At 50.8% G+C, this 14,672-nt stretch carries 15 protein-coding genes; 14 read left to right on the top strand and 1 reads right to left on the bottom strand.

All coding sequences use genetic code 11. The features are described 5' to 3' along the window. The first annotated feature begins 15 nt into the window (after nt 1–15). A complete protein-coding gene (locus ACOQPU_RS03670) occupies nt 16–237 on the top strand; it encodes a hypothetical protein (protein WP_420643777.1) in 222 nt (73 codons plus the stop codon). A gap of 97 nt (nt 238–334) precedes the next feature. Here ACOQPU_RS03670 and ACOQPU_RS03665 read toward each other — a convergent pair whose 3' ends face one another. Then, entirely contained in the window at nt 335–856 is a 522-nt protein-coding gene (locus ACOQPU_RS03665; RefSeq protein WP_420643776.1) for a hypothetical protein, read from the bottom strand. Between the two features lie 75 nt (nt 857–931). Here ACOQPU_RS03665 and ACOQPU_RS03660 point away from each other — a divergent pair, with 75 nt between their 5' ends. From ACOQPU_RS03660 to serA, 13 genes are all read left to right on the top strand, one after another. Then, the gene (locus ACOQPU_RS03660; protein ID WP_420643775.1) at nt 932–2,164 is read left to right on the top strand and encodes a DUF711 family protein; all 1,233 of its coding nucleotides are present in this window, start codon (nt 932–934) and stop codon (nt 2,162–2,164) included. 11 nt (nt 2,165–2,175) lie between these two features. Further along, complete coding sequence (locus tag ACOQPU_RS03655; protein WP_420643774.1) at nt 2,176–3,858, top strand: UDP-N-acetylmuramoyl-L-alanyl-D-glutamate--2,6-diaminopimelate ligase; 1,683 nt, start codon at nt 2,176–2,178, stop codon at nt 3,856–3,858. A gap of 106 nt (nt 3,859–3,964) precedes the next feature. After that, nucleotides 3,965–4,537 (top strand): DUF6391 domain-containing protein, encoded by a 573-nt coding sequence (locus tag ACOQPU_RS03650; protein ID WP_420643773.1) that lies wholly within the window; start codon nt 3,965–3,967, stop codon nt 4,535–4,537. A 39-nt stretch (nt 4,538–4,576) separates the two neighbouring features. Further along, a complete protein-coding gene (holA, locus tag ACOQPU_RS03645) occupies nt 4,577–5,533 on the top strand; it encodes a DNA polymerase III subunit delta (RefSeq protein ID WP_420643772.1) in 957 nt (318 codons plus the stop codon). Between the two features lie 44 nt (nt 5,534–5,577). Then, a complete protein-coding gene (locus ACOQPU_RS03640) occupies nt 5,578–6,906 on the top strand; it encodes a hypothetical protein (protein WP_420643771.1) in 1,329 nt (442 codons plus the stop codon). 4 nt (nt 6,907–6,910) lie between these two features. Then, complete coding sequence (locus tag ACOQPU_RS03635; RefSeq protein ID WP_420643770.1) at nt 6,911–8,293, top strand: hypothetical protein; 1,383 nt, start codon at nt 6,911–6,913, stop codon at nt 8,291–8,293. Nucleotides 8,294–8,307: 14 nt separating this feature from the next. Beyond that, complete coding sequence (locus tag ACOQPU_RS03630) at nt 8,308–8,805, top strand: hypothetical protein (protein WP_420643769.1); 498 nt, start codon at nt 8,308–8,310, stop codon at nt 8,803–8,805. Nucleotides 8,806–8,975: 170 nt separating this feature from the next. Further along, entirely contained in the window at nt 8,976–9,998 is a 1,023-nt protein-coding gene (locus tag ACOQPU_RS03625; protein ID WP_420643768.1) for a sulfite exporter TauE/SafE family protein, read from the top strand. 249 nt (nt 9,999–10,247) lie between these two features. Further along, on the top strand, nt 10,248–11,465 hold the full coding sequence (locus ACOQPU_RS03620; protein ID WP_420643767.1) for a mannosyltransferase family protein: 1,218 nt from the start codon (nt 10,248–10,250) through the stop codon (nt 11,463–11,465). A 27-nt stretch (nt 11,466–11,492) separates the two neighbouring features. After that, entirely contained in the window at nt 11,493–11,912 is a 420-nt protein-coding gene (locus tag ACOQPU_RS03615; protein ID WP_420643766.1) for a secondary thiamine-phosphate synthase enzyme YjbQ, read from the top strand. After that, nucleotides 11,909–12,421 carry a GNAT family N-acetyltransferase gene (locus ACOQPU_RS03610; protein ID WP_420643765.1) on the top strand — a complete coding sequence of 171 codons (513 nt, stop codon included), beginning with the start codon at nt 11,909–11,911 and terminating at the stop codon, nt 12,419–12,421. The genes ACOQPU_RS03615 and ACOQPU_RS03610 overlap by 4 nt, the downstream gene beginning before the upstream one ends. A 15-nt stretch (nt 12,422–12,436) precedes the next feature. Next, nucleotides 12,437–12,967: a hypothetical protein gene (locus tag ACOQPU_RS03605; protein WP_420643764.1), complete on the top strand. Its 531-nt coding sequence runs from the start codon at nt 12,437–12,439 to the stop codon at nt 12,965–12,967. A gap of 121 nt (nt 12,968–13,088) precedes the next feature. Continuing rightward, entirely contained in the window at nt 13,089–14,672 is a 1,584-nt protein-coding gene (serA, locus tag ACOQPU_RS03600) for a phosphoglycerate dehydrogenase (protein WP_420643763.1), read from the top strand.

The following is a 14,672-nucleotide window of genomic DNA, read 5'->3' as shown; positions in this document are numbered from 1 at the left end:
CAATATCACGAGGTTTTGGTTGCCCACACAAACAGATTGGAACAGCTCATCGAGGATATTGTTAAATATTCGCAGATGCCGTCAAGTGGAGGAACTGCTTTTGCCAAAGTTCACATGAACCGGATTGCCGCCCAAGTGATTGCGTGGCATCAACCCCAAACACAGTTGGCAGGCGTTCAGCTTACGCTAGAAACCGATAAACAAGTTCCCAAAGTTGAATGGCAGCGAACCTCATGATTCTAATTTGCACCACGAATTTGCTTCTGAACCCAAAAATTAGGCGATGATCAGAATTTGGCCCGAGGCGTCACAAAGCAGCCTTATGTTTTTTTGTTTACTTGGCACTATTTGGGGAAATCTCAATTGCACATTGCACGGCATCTTCGGGCTTGTCGGGTGCCTGGTACACAAAGCGGCGTCGGCACTCTTTGCAACATCCCTCATAATGATAAAAGCTAATATCCAAGCGAATGCCATACGATTTGAATAGTAGATCAGGCATTTGCGTGTTCCACTCCAAGTCCATCCAGCCGGATCGATTGTTGACAACGGCCGTTTCTTGCCCTTCCTCCCCAAAAATAACCCTGTAACCAGCCCAAAGAAAGCTACACCGTCCACAGGCCGCAAACCGATCAGACACTTGCTTAACGGTAGGATTGCCCTTTTTGGCTCTCGGTTTTGTGCGCGGCCCCTTTTTGGTCTGTTCGCTGCCAGGTTTGCTAGTCGATTGTGCTGCTGGTTCAACAGCCTCAGCAATTGGCTCTTTTTGAGCCTCCGTTGGTTCAGCTTCTGTTGATTCAGCTTTTGCTACTTCTTCTTCGATTGGTTGCTTGTCTGTTTCTTCAGAGGTATTCATGCGATTGCCTATTTTCACGACAGCAAAACATTTTCTGAGTAGTTGCAAAACGCTGCCGGATGGCGGATTCTAGCGATGGTTCATGCCATCTGTCAAATTGGGCTACAATTAGTTGCTATGGATATTCGCTCCGTAACCTTATTTTGTGACCCCGATTATTCGTTGGCAAAGATGGCTGATTTTTTTACGGCCGTTCGCACCCCCTTCTCTTACCCAGTGCAAACCACCCGGTTGGCGACGCCCCCCTTCCCAGATTGGTGGCCGAAAAAAGAACCTCTCTTAAAACAAGCCCAAATTTTGGCGCAACAATGGCAGGATGCAGGGGCAAGCTATATCAGTTTGGGGCCGGTGCTGCTGCGGCATGAGGCAATTTGGGCAAACATGATTCCAACGTTGCTCTCCGCCACTGAGGTGCTTTTTGCTACTGTGGAAATCGCCAATACTCGAGGGCAGATTGATACCACCCGCTGCCAGCAAACGGCCAGGTTGATAAAAACTGTAAGCCAACTATTGCCAAACGGATTTGGTAACCTGTACCTAACCGCACTGGCTAACTGCCCACCGGGTTCGCCATTCTTTCCGGTTGCGTATCATCAAGGTGGCCCGGCTCATTTTGGTATTGCTGTGGAGTCTGCCGACCTTGCCCTGCAGGCGATCCAGTCCGCAACCACGCTGGCAGAAGCGCGGCAAAATTTGGTTAAGGCAATAGAAACGGCCGTCTCCCACATCACCCCCATCGCCCAAGCAATCGCTAAAGAACACAGCATAGGCTTTAGCGGCATCGATTTTTCATTAGCACCCTTCCCCACCGACGACAAGAGCCTGGGCGGCGCGCTGGAAGCATTAGGCTTGCCCTATTTGGGTAGCGCAGGCAGCCTGTTTGCCGCTGGCTTTGTAACGGAAGCCATCGCCCGCGCCAACTTCCCAAGCTGCGGATTTTCTGGGCTAATGCTGCCTGTGCTAGAAGATTCCGTCCTCGCCAAACGCGCCGCTGAAGGAGAATTGACCGTACAAGATTTACTGAGCTACAGTGCCGTGTGCGGCGTGGGGCTGGACACCATTCCCTTGCCCGGCCATGTGGCTGAAGGGGCATTGACGGCCGTTCTGCTCGACGTGGCCATGCTCGCTGGCCGCCTGAACAAGCCACTCACCGCCCGGCTCATGCCCTTGCCTGGCCTGCTCGCCGGCGACCGTGTCAGCTTCGACTTTCCTTACTTCGCCGACAGCCGCGTGATGGATATTGCCGGTTCTGGCGTGGAAGGATTGCTAGCGCAGGAAGCACAACTCAGTATCAACTCAATCCGCTAAATGGTTCAATTATGAAAGAAAACCAATCCCCAATCTCCAATTTCCAATACCCCACCCGCTACATCAAGCAACTGCTGGCCGACTGGCAAACGGCCGTTGCCAACACCCCCCACCTTCAACCCCCGCCCTACAGCGGGCCAGATATCGCTATCCAAATGTTTACGGAGAAAACGAGCGAGGTCACGCCCGGCAGCAGCTTTGTGGCTCGCCTACGCACCAGCAGCGACGGCCATCCCTGGATTGGCAAAGCCATTGAGCTGGGCGCCACATTCATTCTGGCCCAAAAATCGGCTGACGAGCTGGGGCTGACCGTGCCAGAGGACGTTGTTTATTGGCAAGTGCCAGACACGGCCGAAACGCTCGCCTGGCTCTCGGCAGCGTGGTATGGCTTCCCCAGCCAGCATCTGCTCATGGTGGGTGTCACTGGCACCAACGGCAAAACCAGCACCGCTGACCTGATGCACAGCATTCTGCGTGCCGCTGGCTGCCAAACTGGCATGATCAGCACGCTCAAGGCGATGATTGGCGACCACGAAGAAGCGTTAGAGCTGCACGTGAGTACCCCTGAGGCTCCCGTGGTGCAGCGATACCTGCGCCAGATGGTGGATGCGGGCATGAGCCACGTCATTTTAGAAACGACCTCCCACGGGCTGGCGCAACACCGGGTAACGGCCGTTTCCTTCGACATCGCCATCATCACCAACATCACCCATGAACATTTGGATTATCACGGCAGCTTCGAGGCATATGCACAGGCCAAAGAACGCCTCTTCCACAATGTTGCCAGCAACGATGCCACGCCACACAAGCCGGAGCATATCGTTAAAACAGCCATCCTCAACCTGGACGACAGTTCCTACGAGCGATTAGCCGCCATCCCTGCCCCGCGCCAGCTTACCTACAGCCTGCACGATGCCGCTGCAGACCTACACGTCACCGATTTGGTAACTGATCCCAGCGGTTCCAGCTTTACTCTGCATTTGGATGGCCAGCGGCTACCCGTACGCTCACCGCTGCTAGGCATCTTCAACGTGGCCAACATGCTGGCGGCGGCGGGGGCAGCCCAGGCATTAGGCATTGCGCCACAAGCCATTCAAGCCGGTTTGCAAAGCGTGGGGCAAATTCACGGCCGTATGCACCAGATTCAGCGTGGGCAGGCGTTCATCGTGCATGTTGATTTTGCCCATACGCCAGACGGCCTAGAGAAAGCAATCCAGGCAGCACAGGGCATTTTGGATCAGATGGGGCGGAACGGCCGTATCATCACCATCTTTGGCAGCGCAGGCAAGCGCGACCCAGCCAAACGCCGCATGATGGCCGAAATCTCCGCCCAGCTTGCCGACCACACCATCCTCACCGCCGAAGACCCACGCACGGAATCGCTAGACGGGATTCTGGCACAGATGGCAGCAGGCTGCGCGGCACAAGGCGGCGTTGAAGGCCAAACCTTCTGGCGCATTCCCGACCGGGGGCAAGCCATCCACTTTGCTCTGCATTTAGCCCGTCCAGAAGATTTTGTGCTGGTTTGCGGCAAGGGGCATGAGCAATCCATGTGCTTCATCACCACCGAATACCCGTGGGATGACATTGAGGCCACCGAAGCGGCCCTGGACGCCTTCTTAAACAATAAGCCCATGCCTGATCTAGGATTGCCAACCTACGATCCTGATTTCAAATTGACGATTGGCACGTAACGCTTTACGATTGACCCCATTGCAATTGAGTAATAACCAGACCCGACAGGTTCTGGTTGAAAACATATCCATCATGAACCTGTCAGATCACCAGATTGGAGGCCTTATGCTTACTCAACTCATCAGCCGCGTGCGCCGTAATCATGGTTTAGAACACGCCACTATCCACGTGCTTAGTGAAAAGCACAAAAATTTCAGTGCGCAGGGAAACTCCAACCACACAGGGTTCAGCCTGAACATTTACGGCGATATTTCAGAGCAGGACGTAACAAACGCAGTCAATGAAGCGTTTCGGCGTATGAAAAAGGGTGAGCACCACCTGGCCGTACATCCAAATTGCGGTACCGTGCTATTAACCACAGCGACGTTGGCTACAGTGGCAGCCCAAGCCTCATTTGCCTTTGAGCAGCGTCGCCAGAAGCAATCCAAAATGAGTTTGACGGTGCTGCTGGGGGCATTGCCAACCGCAATTCTGGCCGTTGTCTTTTCGCTCATTGTCTCTCGGCCGATTGGGGTGCAGCTACAGGCCAAATACACGGTTGAGGGTGATTTGCAGGATATGGAAGTTCAAACTGTTCGTCCGGTGCAGCCCTCGCCCGTAACGCGGCTGTTTCAACTGTTGCTTACGGGCGGCAGCCAGATAAATGCGAAATCTTATCGGGTTACAACGGTGAATTAAGCAAGGGCGGTTCGCGAACCGCCCCTACGCAAATCAACTATGTTTTACATTTTCCACGGCGACGACAGCCACGCCCAGCAAGAAACGGTGACCAAGCTCATTAGTAAGATGGGCGATCCGGCCATGCTGGATTTGAACACGACAAAGCTGGAAGGCCACGTGTCGTTTTCGCAGCTACAGCAAGCTGCCAGTGCCATCCCTTTTCTAGCAAAGGTGCGGCTGGTCATTGTACGGGATTTGCTCAGCAGCCAGCTGGACAAATCGTACCAGAAGCAGCTGCTTGCCTATCTACCGACTCTGCCAGAAACAACCCGCCTGCTTTTTTTGGAATCAAAAGCTCTTAAAGCGAATAATGCGCTGGTAAAGCTGGCTGAAAGTGAGAAGTCTGGCTATGTAAAGCAGTTTAGCAAGCCAGAAGGGGCTGCATTGGAACGGTGGATTAAGCAGAAGGTGATGGCGGAAGACGGCCGTATCTCTAACCAGGCCACCCATATGCTCACTGTCAACATCGGCAGCCAGATGGAAATTTTGAGCCGGGAAATTGAAAAGCTGCTGCTCTACTGTAACGGCGAAGAGATTCAGTCTGAGCAAGTGAAACTGCTTAGCCCTTACGCAGCCGAAGCCAGCATTTTTGATTTGGTGGATGCGTTGGGCAATCGTAACAGCCGGAAAGCGTCCCAGCTATTGCAGGAAAAGTTTCGGGAGGGAGCCGATCCGTTTTACCTGTTCTCCATGTTTATTCGCCAGTTTCGGCTGCTCATTCAAGTAAAAGAGCTAGCCGACGAAGGCAAACGGCCGCCTGCCATTGGCCAAGAGCTGCGAATGCACAGCTTTGTGGTGAGCAAGCTGTACCAACAAAGCCAGGGGTTTAGCCTGAGCCAGCTAGAGCAAATTTACCGCCATCTGCTAACCATTGATGTAGATGTAAAAACCGGCAAAAATGATATGACAACTGCATTGAATTTATTGGTTGCCAGTTTAACAGTCACGCCGTGATGCAACTTATCCTCAAACATATAAAACGTCCATCTCGAAAAACAATGTTCTTTCTGACGGCCGTTGCCGTGCTGCTGTATTTGTATGGCGTGCAGCAACAGTTTTTGCTTGTCAACACCGATATGACGCGCACGGATCAGGCTGCGTACATGAGAATGGCGGAGCAGTTAAAAACGTCCAACTATACGACTCTGACAGATCGAGCGAGAATGCCGATATTCTCTTTTTTGCTCTCGCTGTTTTATGAACCAGGCATAAGCAGGGAGCTATTTTTTTACCGGGGCAAGCTGCTAAATATAGTTATTTCTCTTATAAGCCTCCCCCTTTTGTTTTTGATTTTTAAGCGTTATTTGCCGCTGTTTACGGCCGTCAATCTCACGCTCATCCACGCATTTACCGTTTACATCTTTAAAGCACCTTTTGTCCAGGCCGAGCTTCTTTTCTACCTTTTTAACTTTCTGGGATTTTTACTGCTGTGCCGCTTATTGTGGCAGCCTACAAGCGACCAAAATGTTTGGAAAACGGCCGTTCTCACAGGCATTGTGTTAGGCGTGGCGCATTTAACCAAAGCGTCTGTCTTGCCCGGTTTGGCACTGTTTTTCGGCATCGCTGTGCTGCAAGCCATCTTCAGGCAATGGGTATCTCCACGCTCTCCCCGTCAATTCTTGCGCAATTTGGCAACACCTCTATTGGTTCTCCTCTTCTTTTTGCTAACCATTTGGCCGTACATTCAAAACAGCAAAGAGCAGTTTGGTCGTTACTTTTATAACGTCAACTCCACCTTCTACATTTGGTATGATCATTGGGACGAGGTGGAAGCAGGCACCAAAGCACATGGCGACCGTGTTGGCTGGCCAGATATGCCACCTGAAGAACTTCCCAGCGCGGCCAAATATCTCAGAGAGCATTCATTTGACCAGATAGGCCAACGGCTGTTTGAAGGCTTATTGGTAATCTTCATCACAACGCGTAACTCGTATGGTTATTGGATTTATGCTTGCTTGCTCTTTGGTTTTGTCCTGATTGTGGCACTTTTTAACTGGCACAAAGCGAAAACAATTGTTGCGCAGCATCCTTTTCTGGCCTTGTTTGTTAACGGTTACTTCGCTGTCTATATTTTGTTATATGCTTGGTTTTGGCCCATTTCGTCGGGAACTCGCTTTTCGCTAGCCTTGTTTTCGCCCGTCATGTTTGTGCTAGCTTTCATCATGTATCGGCTTTTTGAAGATCACCTGTTGCTACAGCTAAAATCCCAATCCGCACAAACAGTTCACTGGGGACAACTGCTCAACTGGGTGTTTTTGGCTTTGCTCCTGATAGATGTGTGTATAATTCTAGCCGTACGAATCTCTACAGTGTACGGTGGCTACTAGCTAGATGGAAACCAGTTTCCTTTTGCGTTCTCAGCCTTATAGAAAACTGATTATTGTGCTCCTGGTGACACTCTTATTTTCGCTTTACCTATATGGTGTACGGCAGCAATTTTTATATGTAAATATAAACCGCTTCAAAATTGATCAGAATGCATATTTAGAAGCAGCAAAATTGCTGAAAAATTCTAATTACACTGATCTTACAGACCGTAACCGAATGCCCCTTTACCCTTTTTTGCTCTCGCTAGCGTATGAGCCAGATTTAACTGACGAGGCTTTCTTTGCCCGAGGGAAATTATTTAACATCGGGCTTTCTTTACTCATCTTGCCTACTTTGTTTTGGTTATTTCGCCGATATTTACCTTTAGGAACGGCCGTAACTCTTATCCTTATCCACATCTTTACGCTTTACATCTTCAAGGCTGCTTACGCGCAACCAGAACTGCTTTTTTACCTGCTAAGTTTTATAGGGTTTCTGTTAATGGGCCATCTGTTGCACAAGCCGACAGGGCAAAAAACGTGGGGAACGGCCGTTCTCACCGGTATCTTACTCGGGCTGACCCATCTAACCAAAGCATCTATCCTACCAGGATTAGGCATCTTTATTGGCACTGCATTATTACAAGCGGTTATTCGATTAGCCAAAGATCATGTCCGTCCAATTTTCAATCGACAAAACCTGCAATATTTTGCCACGCCTACACTGGTACTCTTATTTTTCTTATTAACCATCTGGCCATACATTCAAAATAGCAAAGAGCGTTTTGGCCAATACTTTTACAATGTAAACTCTACTTTTTACATCTGGTACGATAGTTGGGATGATGTATTGGCAGGCACCAGAGCACATGGCGACCGTGTTGGCTGGCCAGATTTGCCACCCGAAGAAATTCCTAGTGCTGGCAAATATTTTCAAGAGCATTCTATAGCTGAAGTTGGCCAGCGTATAGCCAAGGGCCTTTTGACTGTACTTGTTGGCATGGCGACTTCTTACGGTTACCTAAAATACCTTATCCTTCTTTTTGGCCTGGTTTTGGGCCTGTTTCTGTTCAATCGTCAGCGAATAAAAACCATATTAAAAGAGTTTCCCTTTCTGGTTCTGTTTTCAACTGGCTTCTTTATTGTTTACGTGCTGCTTTATGCCTGGTATACGCCAATTGCAAATGGAAATCGTTTGGTGCTAGCCTTGTTTTCACCGTTGACGTTTACTTTTACTTTCATTATTTATCGACTATTTGATAAGCAGCTTGTCATTAAACTAAGCAATAATTCTAAAAGGACTGTTCATCTGGGCAATTTACTGAATTGGACTTTGGGATTCATTTTGCTTATAGATGGATATATAATTCTGACTGAACGCATCTCATCAATGTATGGTGGTTTTTGAGCAAGGGAAACAAGATGGCAAACAAACGGCTCTTCTTCTGGCTTGCAATTTTGCTACTTATACCTTTTGGACAAAGTAGCTGCACGGTGGAAACTGCTCACGCCCCGGTGGATGAGCTAACGGAGACGCCAACGGCCGTTCCCACCGCTACATTTGCTCCCAATACGGCCGTTGTCTTCAAACGCTCTGGTGGCATTGCCGGGGTTGAAGAGGAGTGGACTATATTTACAGACGGCCGTATCCAAACGAACACCACTATCCAACCCAGGCTCTCTACCGAAAACGTTAGCCAACTGCTTGCTAGCCTGGACAGCACAGGCTTTTTTAGCCTCAGTGAAGCATACCTGCCCGAAGACAGTTGCTGTGACCGCTTTTTGTACGAAATTACGGCCGTAAAAGAGACCACCTTTTACACCGTCACCACCCTGGAAGACACCCCAGATATGCCCGAATCCCTCCAACAAACCCTCCGCCTTATCCAAAACACCCTCTTTGCCGATAACAATCAGTAATTTTTCCTCATCCACTTCGTGAAAGCATCATTGTAAGCTGCCCTACATACACTACCCCCGTGCGTCAATTGAGTTGCTGAACCAACCTGTAATACCAAGAAAACAGGGAATCTACTCTCTCAATTAGACAATGATGCTGGAAAAATTTAAACCAAGATGAGGTAATTTAGATGAAAGTAGACATGTCTGCCGGGCAGCCTCAACAAGCTGCTGCCACAAATTCGCGCAAGTGGCTTTACCCAACGCTGCTTGCGATTGTGTACACCTTCTGGTTTAGCTATATGTTCATTGCCAATCGCTGGGAGCTTTTCCAAGAATATTGGCCCGTTTCCCTAACAATGACTATTGGCTCATTTGTCGCCGGTGCTACCGCCGAAGGCGGTGCGGCCGTTGCTTTCCCTGTGTTCACCAAGGTGCTGCAAATTCCCTCAACCGATGCCCGCACCTTTGGGTTGATGATCCAGGCGGTGGGCATGACAATGGCCGGCGTCATGATTTACGCACAGCGTGTTCGCACATTGCCCCGCGTCATTGGCTGGGTCTCGCTCGGTGGTATTTTTGGCCAGCTCATTGGCACCTACCTGTTCACAATTCCAAACCCGTACCCCAAAATCTTGTTTACGTTCGTTGCCACTGCTTTTGGCGTGGCAATGGTGATCTCACGCTGGCTTATTCATTGGGAGCCGCGTAGCGAACTGCCAAACTGGGATAATCGGTACCGGGCACTCTTTTTGTTGTGCGGGGTTTTGGGCGGCTCTTTTGCTGCGCAAACTGGGTCTGGCATCGATATGCTTACCTTCATTGTCCTAACGCTGGCGTTTGGCATCAATGAAAAGATTAGTACCCCCACAACCGTGGTGATCATGGGCCTCAACTCCGTGGTGGGTTTCTTCTTGCACGGCGTGGTGTCGCAAGACATTGGCATCGCCTGGAACTATTGGCTAGTTGCCGTACCCATCGTCATTTTAGGTGCACCCTTTGGCGCGTATGTTGCCTCTAAGGTAAATCGTGACGGCATTATCAAGTTTTTGCTCTTCCTGATTGGTTTGGAATTGGTGACGACTCTGTGGCTGATTCCATTCAACAACCTGACGCAGATCGTTATTACGGCAACGGCCGTTGCCATTTGTGGGGCACTGTTCTGGCTGATGCTCAACTATCGTAAAAACAACGTCCCCATGGGCGACGTGTAATCTCCACCACAAACCGCTTTGTTTGATTTTCAAATGATCACGCAAAGTCGTAAAGGTTAGAATTTGTTTCTTGTCACCTTCGCGACTTTGCGTGAAATCAACCCCAGGCTGCTCCCACACTATTCTTCAACCTGACGCAAATGTCTCTGGATGCGAATTTCACTAATTCGCGGAAAAGGGTGTTAAAATTTGTGAAAATTTGCGCCTTCTACAACGTATTGTGTATTGATTTTCACCTGGAGACCCAATTTGCTGAACTCGCTTTGGCAACAGCCCGCCGTGCGCCATGCGCTCATACTCTTTGTACTGCTGCGCCTCTTTTTGAGTGGCTGGGCGATGGCGGCACAGTTGGCTAGCCCCGTACCACTAGAAGCAGATGAGGTCGTACGGCCGTATCTCAACCAACCCATTCTCAACGACGGAGCTGCCGGGCTACTGCTTGGCCCGTGGCAGCGATTTGATGCCCTACACTACACCCGCATCGCCGCTGAAGGGTACAGCCACCCCGAAGATTCCGTATTCCCTCCGCTCTACCCGGTGCTGATGCGCGGGCTAGGTGGGCTGTTTGGTGGCTCCCACGCGGCACATCTGGCCGCCGGAATTATTATCTCCAACATTGCGCTGCTGGGCTTGTTGATATTGCTGCACAAAGTAGGCAGCGATTTACTGGGCGAAAAACACGCCTCTCGGCTGCTGGTTTACTTTGCCTTGTTTCCCACCAGCTTCTTCTTGTTCGCGCCGTACACAGAATCACTCTTTTTATTGTTCACGCTGGCTTCGCTTTGGTTGGCTTTTCGGCATGATCAGTTTGAATGGGCGGGGGTGCTGGGGCTGCTGGCTGCGCTGACACGCCTCACAGGCTGGGTATTGGTGGTGCCCCTGGCTTACCATTATTGGGAACGATATTTGGGCAACGGCAAATGGAAGATTGACCCGATTGGCGGCTGGAGTCCGCGACTTATTAGGAAAGCCGCCGCGGTTTTTTTGCCGGGTCTTGGGTTGCTGCTGTTTTTGCTGTACCGCACTTGGCTTGGGCTGCCGCCGCTGGGCAATATCTACGCCGAATATTGGTTCCAACGCACCGGCTTTCCGGGCACCGATTTATTACGGGCGACGCAAGGCATGTTTGGTTTAGGCACAGGTCGTGTCGGGGAGTTGACGCTTTGGTTTGACTTTTTCATCACCTGGCTGCTGCTCATCACGACTATTTGGGCACTTTTCCGCTGGCGGCAGCGACTGGGTTGGGGATTGTATGCAGCCATGCTGCTGTTGTTTATGCTGCTGCCCAGTTCTGAGTTTAAGCCACTATACTCCTTTTCGCGCTATGCCCTGGCCTTTTTCCCCACCTTTTTTCTGCTGGCACTTTGGGGTGAAAATGGCAAAATCCACCGCTTGATTTTGTACCCTTCGCTGCTGCTGTATCTTTACTTTTCGGCGCAATTTTTCATTTGGGGCTGGGTGGCGTAAAGTAGTTGCTAAATTTGGAGGAGAATATTGACCGTACAAACGCACACAATTCAGCTACAAACCAACGGGGATGCAGATATTTTAGACATCACGACCCAGGTAGCAACGGCCGTTCGCAACACTGGTCTACAAAACGGCACGGTCACAATTTTTACCGCCTCAGCTACCAGTGCCCTCACCACCATCGAGTATGAATCTGGCTGCGTAGCCGATCTGCGTCGCCTGTTTGATGAAATTGTTGATCCGAATCGACATTACGCCCACAATGCCCGTTGGCAAGACGGCAACGGCCATAGCCACGTGCGGGCTGCACTGTTGGGGCCATCGCTGACGGTGCCATTTGTAAACGGCCGTCTCACGCTAGGCACCTGGCAACAAATCATCTTCGTTGATTTTGACAACCGTCCTAGAGAGCGAGAATTAATAGCGCAGGTGATGGGCACATGACATTACTGATTCGACCGGAAACGGCCGCAGACAGGAACGCAGTTTATGCGGTGGAAGCCGCTGCCTTTGGCCGCCCAGCCGAAGCGGAGCTGGTTCAAAAATTGCAGCAAGCCAGCGTTGACACAATTTCACTCGTTGCCTTGCTTGATGAGGAACTGGTAGGACACATCCTGTTTTCCCCTATGACTGTGAAAAATGATGTGGATGAATTTACGGCCGTTGCCCTCGGCCCCATTGCTGTTTCCCCAAATCATCAAAACAAAGGCATCGGCACAGAACTATGCCGTCGTGGCTTGGCCGCCTGCCAGGAAGCTGGCTACAGCCTTGCCTTCGTGTTGGGCCATTCTGACTATTATCCGCGCTTCGGCTTTATGCGTTCTACCCCACACGGCCTTCGTTGCCAATTTGACGTACCGGAAGAGGCGTTTATGGTGCTGGAACTAGCACCTGGCGCACTGCAAAATAAGCGCGGCACCGTCTACTACCACCCGCTGTTTAGCGGCGTTTAAGGGGGCTAGCCCAACGTGTCCCACAAATACGCTCAATTTGAGCTGGAAAGGCGATGGCTGCTGGCAACCCTGCCCGCTGCGCTGCAAAACAGTCAGGATTACACGCTCATTGAAGACCGGTACATCATTGGCACGCCGCTACGTCTGCGCCGCATGACCGACGCGCAGGGCAACGTGATAGCCCGCAAATTTACCCAAAAATATCAGGCGGCAGATCAAACCGCTTATGCCACGACCATCACAAATTTCTATTTGGATGCGGCGAGCTACGCATTGCTAGAAACGTTGCCTGCCAAAATTTTGGTGAAGAAAAGGTATAAGCTGCGAGACGACCGTTTCCAATTCAGCATCGATCAATTTAGCGGCCCACTCACCGGATTGGTTTTGGCTGAAATTGAGCAGCTAGATATGCCAAGCCTAACGGCCGTTCCTGACCCCGCCTTTGCTTTGTGCGAAGTCACAGAAGACCCGCGCTTCACAGGGGGTGAACTCATTAAGAGAACGGCCGTGCAGTGTCAGCAGCTTCTCCAGGAGATGAGGCAATAGAGCCGTTGTTTCTCACCATACAAGTAGCATACTGAACGTTTGCCCCACATTATTCCCCGACTATAATTCATGGGGCTTCCAAACGGCCACAAACAACTATTAAAAATCCAAAGGGAGACCTATGTTCAAAATATTGATCTCAGACAAATTGGGGCAAGCCGGGCTGGATCGGCTCGATCAGGCAAAGGATGCTCAATACGATATGAAAACCGGCCTTAGCAAAGAGGAACTGCTAGCCATCCTACCTGAATATGATGCGCTCATTATTCGCAGCGGCACCAAAGCAGATGCAGATGTGCTGGCCGCAGGTACCAGACTAAAAGTTGTTGGCCGAGCAGGTATTGGCACAGACAATGTAGACGTTCGCAGTGCCACCATGCGTGGCATTATTGTGATGAATACGCCGGGAGCCAACAGCATTGCCACAGCTGAGCAAGCCATTGCCCTCATGCTGGCTGCCAGTCGGCACACGGCTCAATCCCACGCCTCACTAAAAGATGGCGAGTGGCGGCGATCTGAGTTTGTGGGGACGGAACTGTACCGTAAAACGTTGGGGCTGATTGGCTTTGGTCGGATCGGCCGTTTGGTTGCCAAGCGGGCGCAGGCGTTTGGCATGGAAGTTTTAGCCTATGACCCATATGTCTCTGAAGAGGTGGGGAAAGAATTGGGCGTCACCTTAGTCGATTTAGACGATTTGCTCGGGCAATCAGATTACATCAGTTTGCACACGGCCCTGTTGCCGGAAACTGAGAAGATTATCAATACCAATACGATTAGCCAGATGAAACCGGGCACTATTTTGATTAATGCCGCACGTGGCAAGCTGGTAGACGAAGCGGCCTTGGCTGAGGGCTTGAAAAATGGGCAGGTTAAAACGGCCGCTTTGGATGTGTACCAAAAAGAACCACCAGAAAATAGTCCGCTGATCGGCTTGCCCAACGTGATCCACACGCCGCATCTGGGTGCGAGCACACTGGAAGCGCAGCGAGACGTAGCGACACAGATTGTGGATCAGGTGCTAGATGCCCTGCGCGGCACCGATTTCCGCAACGCCCTTAACCTGCCGTTCCAGGCTGGCCCCGATTTTGCCGAAACACGGCCGTATATGGAACTGGGTGAAAAGTTGGGCAAGCTGCATTGCTACCTGGCTGATGCTCCCCTGCGGCGGGTAGAAGTGGAAGTACGTGGCGAAACGGTCAACGAACTAATCAAACCGATCGCTGCCGGACTCCTAAAAGGGATTTTAGAAAAATCAATCTCTGATCCGGTTAATTACATTAATGCCCCGCTGCTGGCCGAAGAAAACGGCATTGCTGTGGCGCAAACCAAAGCCGCCAGCTCGTTAGATTATGCCAATTTGATCACTTGCCGCGTGACGTGGGATGGGGGTGAGCGTACGCTGGCCGGCATGTTGTTTGGCGGGGTGGAACCGCGCATTGTGCAAGTTGATCAGTATAAACTGGATGGTCGCCCGGACGGCTACGTGTTGGTCATGCAGAACAAGGACGTGCATGGCGTCATTGGGCAGGTTGGTACCATTTTAGCCGCTTACGAAGTCAATATTGCAGAATGGCGCATGGGCCGCGATAAGCCCGGTGGTGAAGCACTCTCTTTTATCAACTTGGATAGTGAGCCGGGCAAAGAGGTTCTGGACGCTCTCAACAAAATTCCGGCGATTACTCAGGTGAAGCTGATTCGGTTGTAA

Origin of the sequence: Candidatus Leptofilum sp., from assembly GCF_965223285.1 — a bacterium.
In the GTDB taxonomy this organism is placed as follows: Bacteria; Chloroflexota; Anaerolineae; order Promineifilales; family Promineifilaceae; genus Leptofilum.
This window is presented reverse-complemented; position numbering and strand designations above follow the sequence as displayed.

Excerpts from the sequence above, each read along its gene's own strand:
- ACOQPU_RS03625 (WP_420643768.1), top strand. The coding sequence starts at position 8,976 with ATGAAAGTAGACATGTCTGCCGGGCAGCCTCAACAAGCTGCTGCCACA.
- serA (WP_420643763.1), top strand. The coding sequence starts at position 13,089 with ATGTTCAAAATATTGATCTCAGACAAATTGGGGCAAGCCGGGCTGGAT.
- ACOQPU_RS03610 (WP_420643765.1), top strand. The coding sequence starts at position 11,909 with ATGACATTACTGATTCGACCGGAAACGGCCGCAGACAGGAACGCAGTT.
- ACOQPU_RS03640 (WP_420643771.1), top strand. The coding sequence starts at position 5,578 with ATGTTCTTTCTGACGGCCGTTGCCGTGCTGCTGTATTTGTATGGCGTG.
- ACOQPU_RS03655 (WP_420643774.1), top strand. The coding sequence starts at position 2,176 with ATGAAAGAAAACCAATCCCCAATCTCCAATTTCCAATACCCCACCCGC.
- ACOQPU_RS03665 (WP_420643776.1), bottom strand. The coding sequence starts at position 856 with ATGAATACCTCTGAAGAAACAGACAAGCAACCAATCGAAGAAGAAGTA.
- ACOQPU_RS03660 (WP_420643775.1), top strand. The coding sequence starts at position 932 with ATGGTTCATGCCATCTGTCAAATTGGGCTACAATTAGTTGCTATGGAT.
- ACOQPU_RS03635 (WP_420643770.1), top strand. The coding sequence starts at position 6,911 with ATGGAAACCAGTTTCCTTTTGCGTTCTCAGCCTTATAGAAAACTGATT.
- holA (WP_420643772.1), top strand. The coding sequence starts at position 4,577 with ATGTTTTACATTTTCCACGGCGACGACAGCCACGCCCAGCAAGAAACG.
- ACOQPU_RS03650 (WP_420643773.1), top strand. The coding sequence starts at position 3,965 with ATGCTTACTCAACTCATCAGCCGCGTGCGCCGTAATCATGGTTTAGAA.
- ACOQPU_RS03630 (WP_420643769.1), top strand. The coding sequence starts at position 8,308 with ATGGCAAACAAACGGCTCTTCTTCTGGCTTGCAATTTTGCTACTTATA.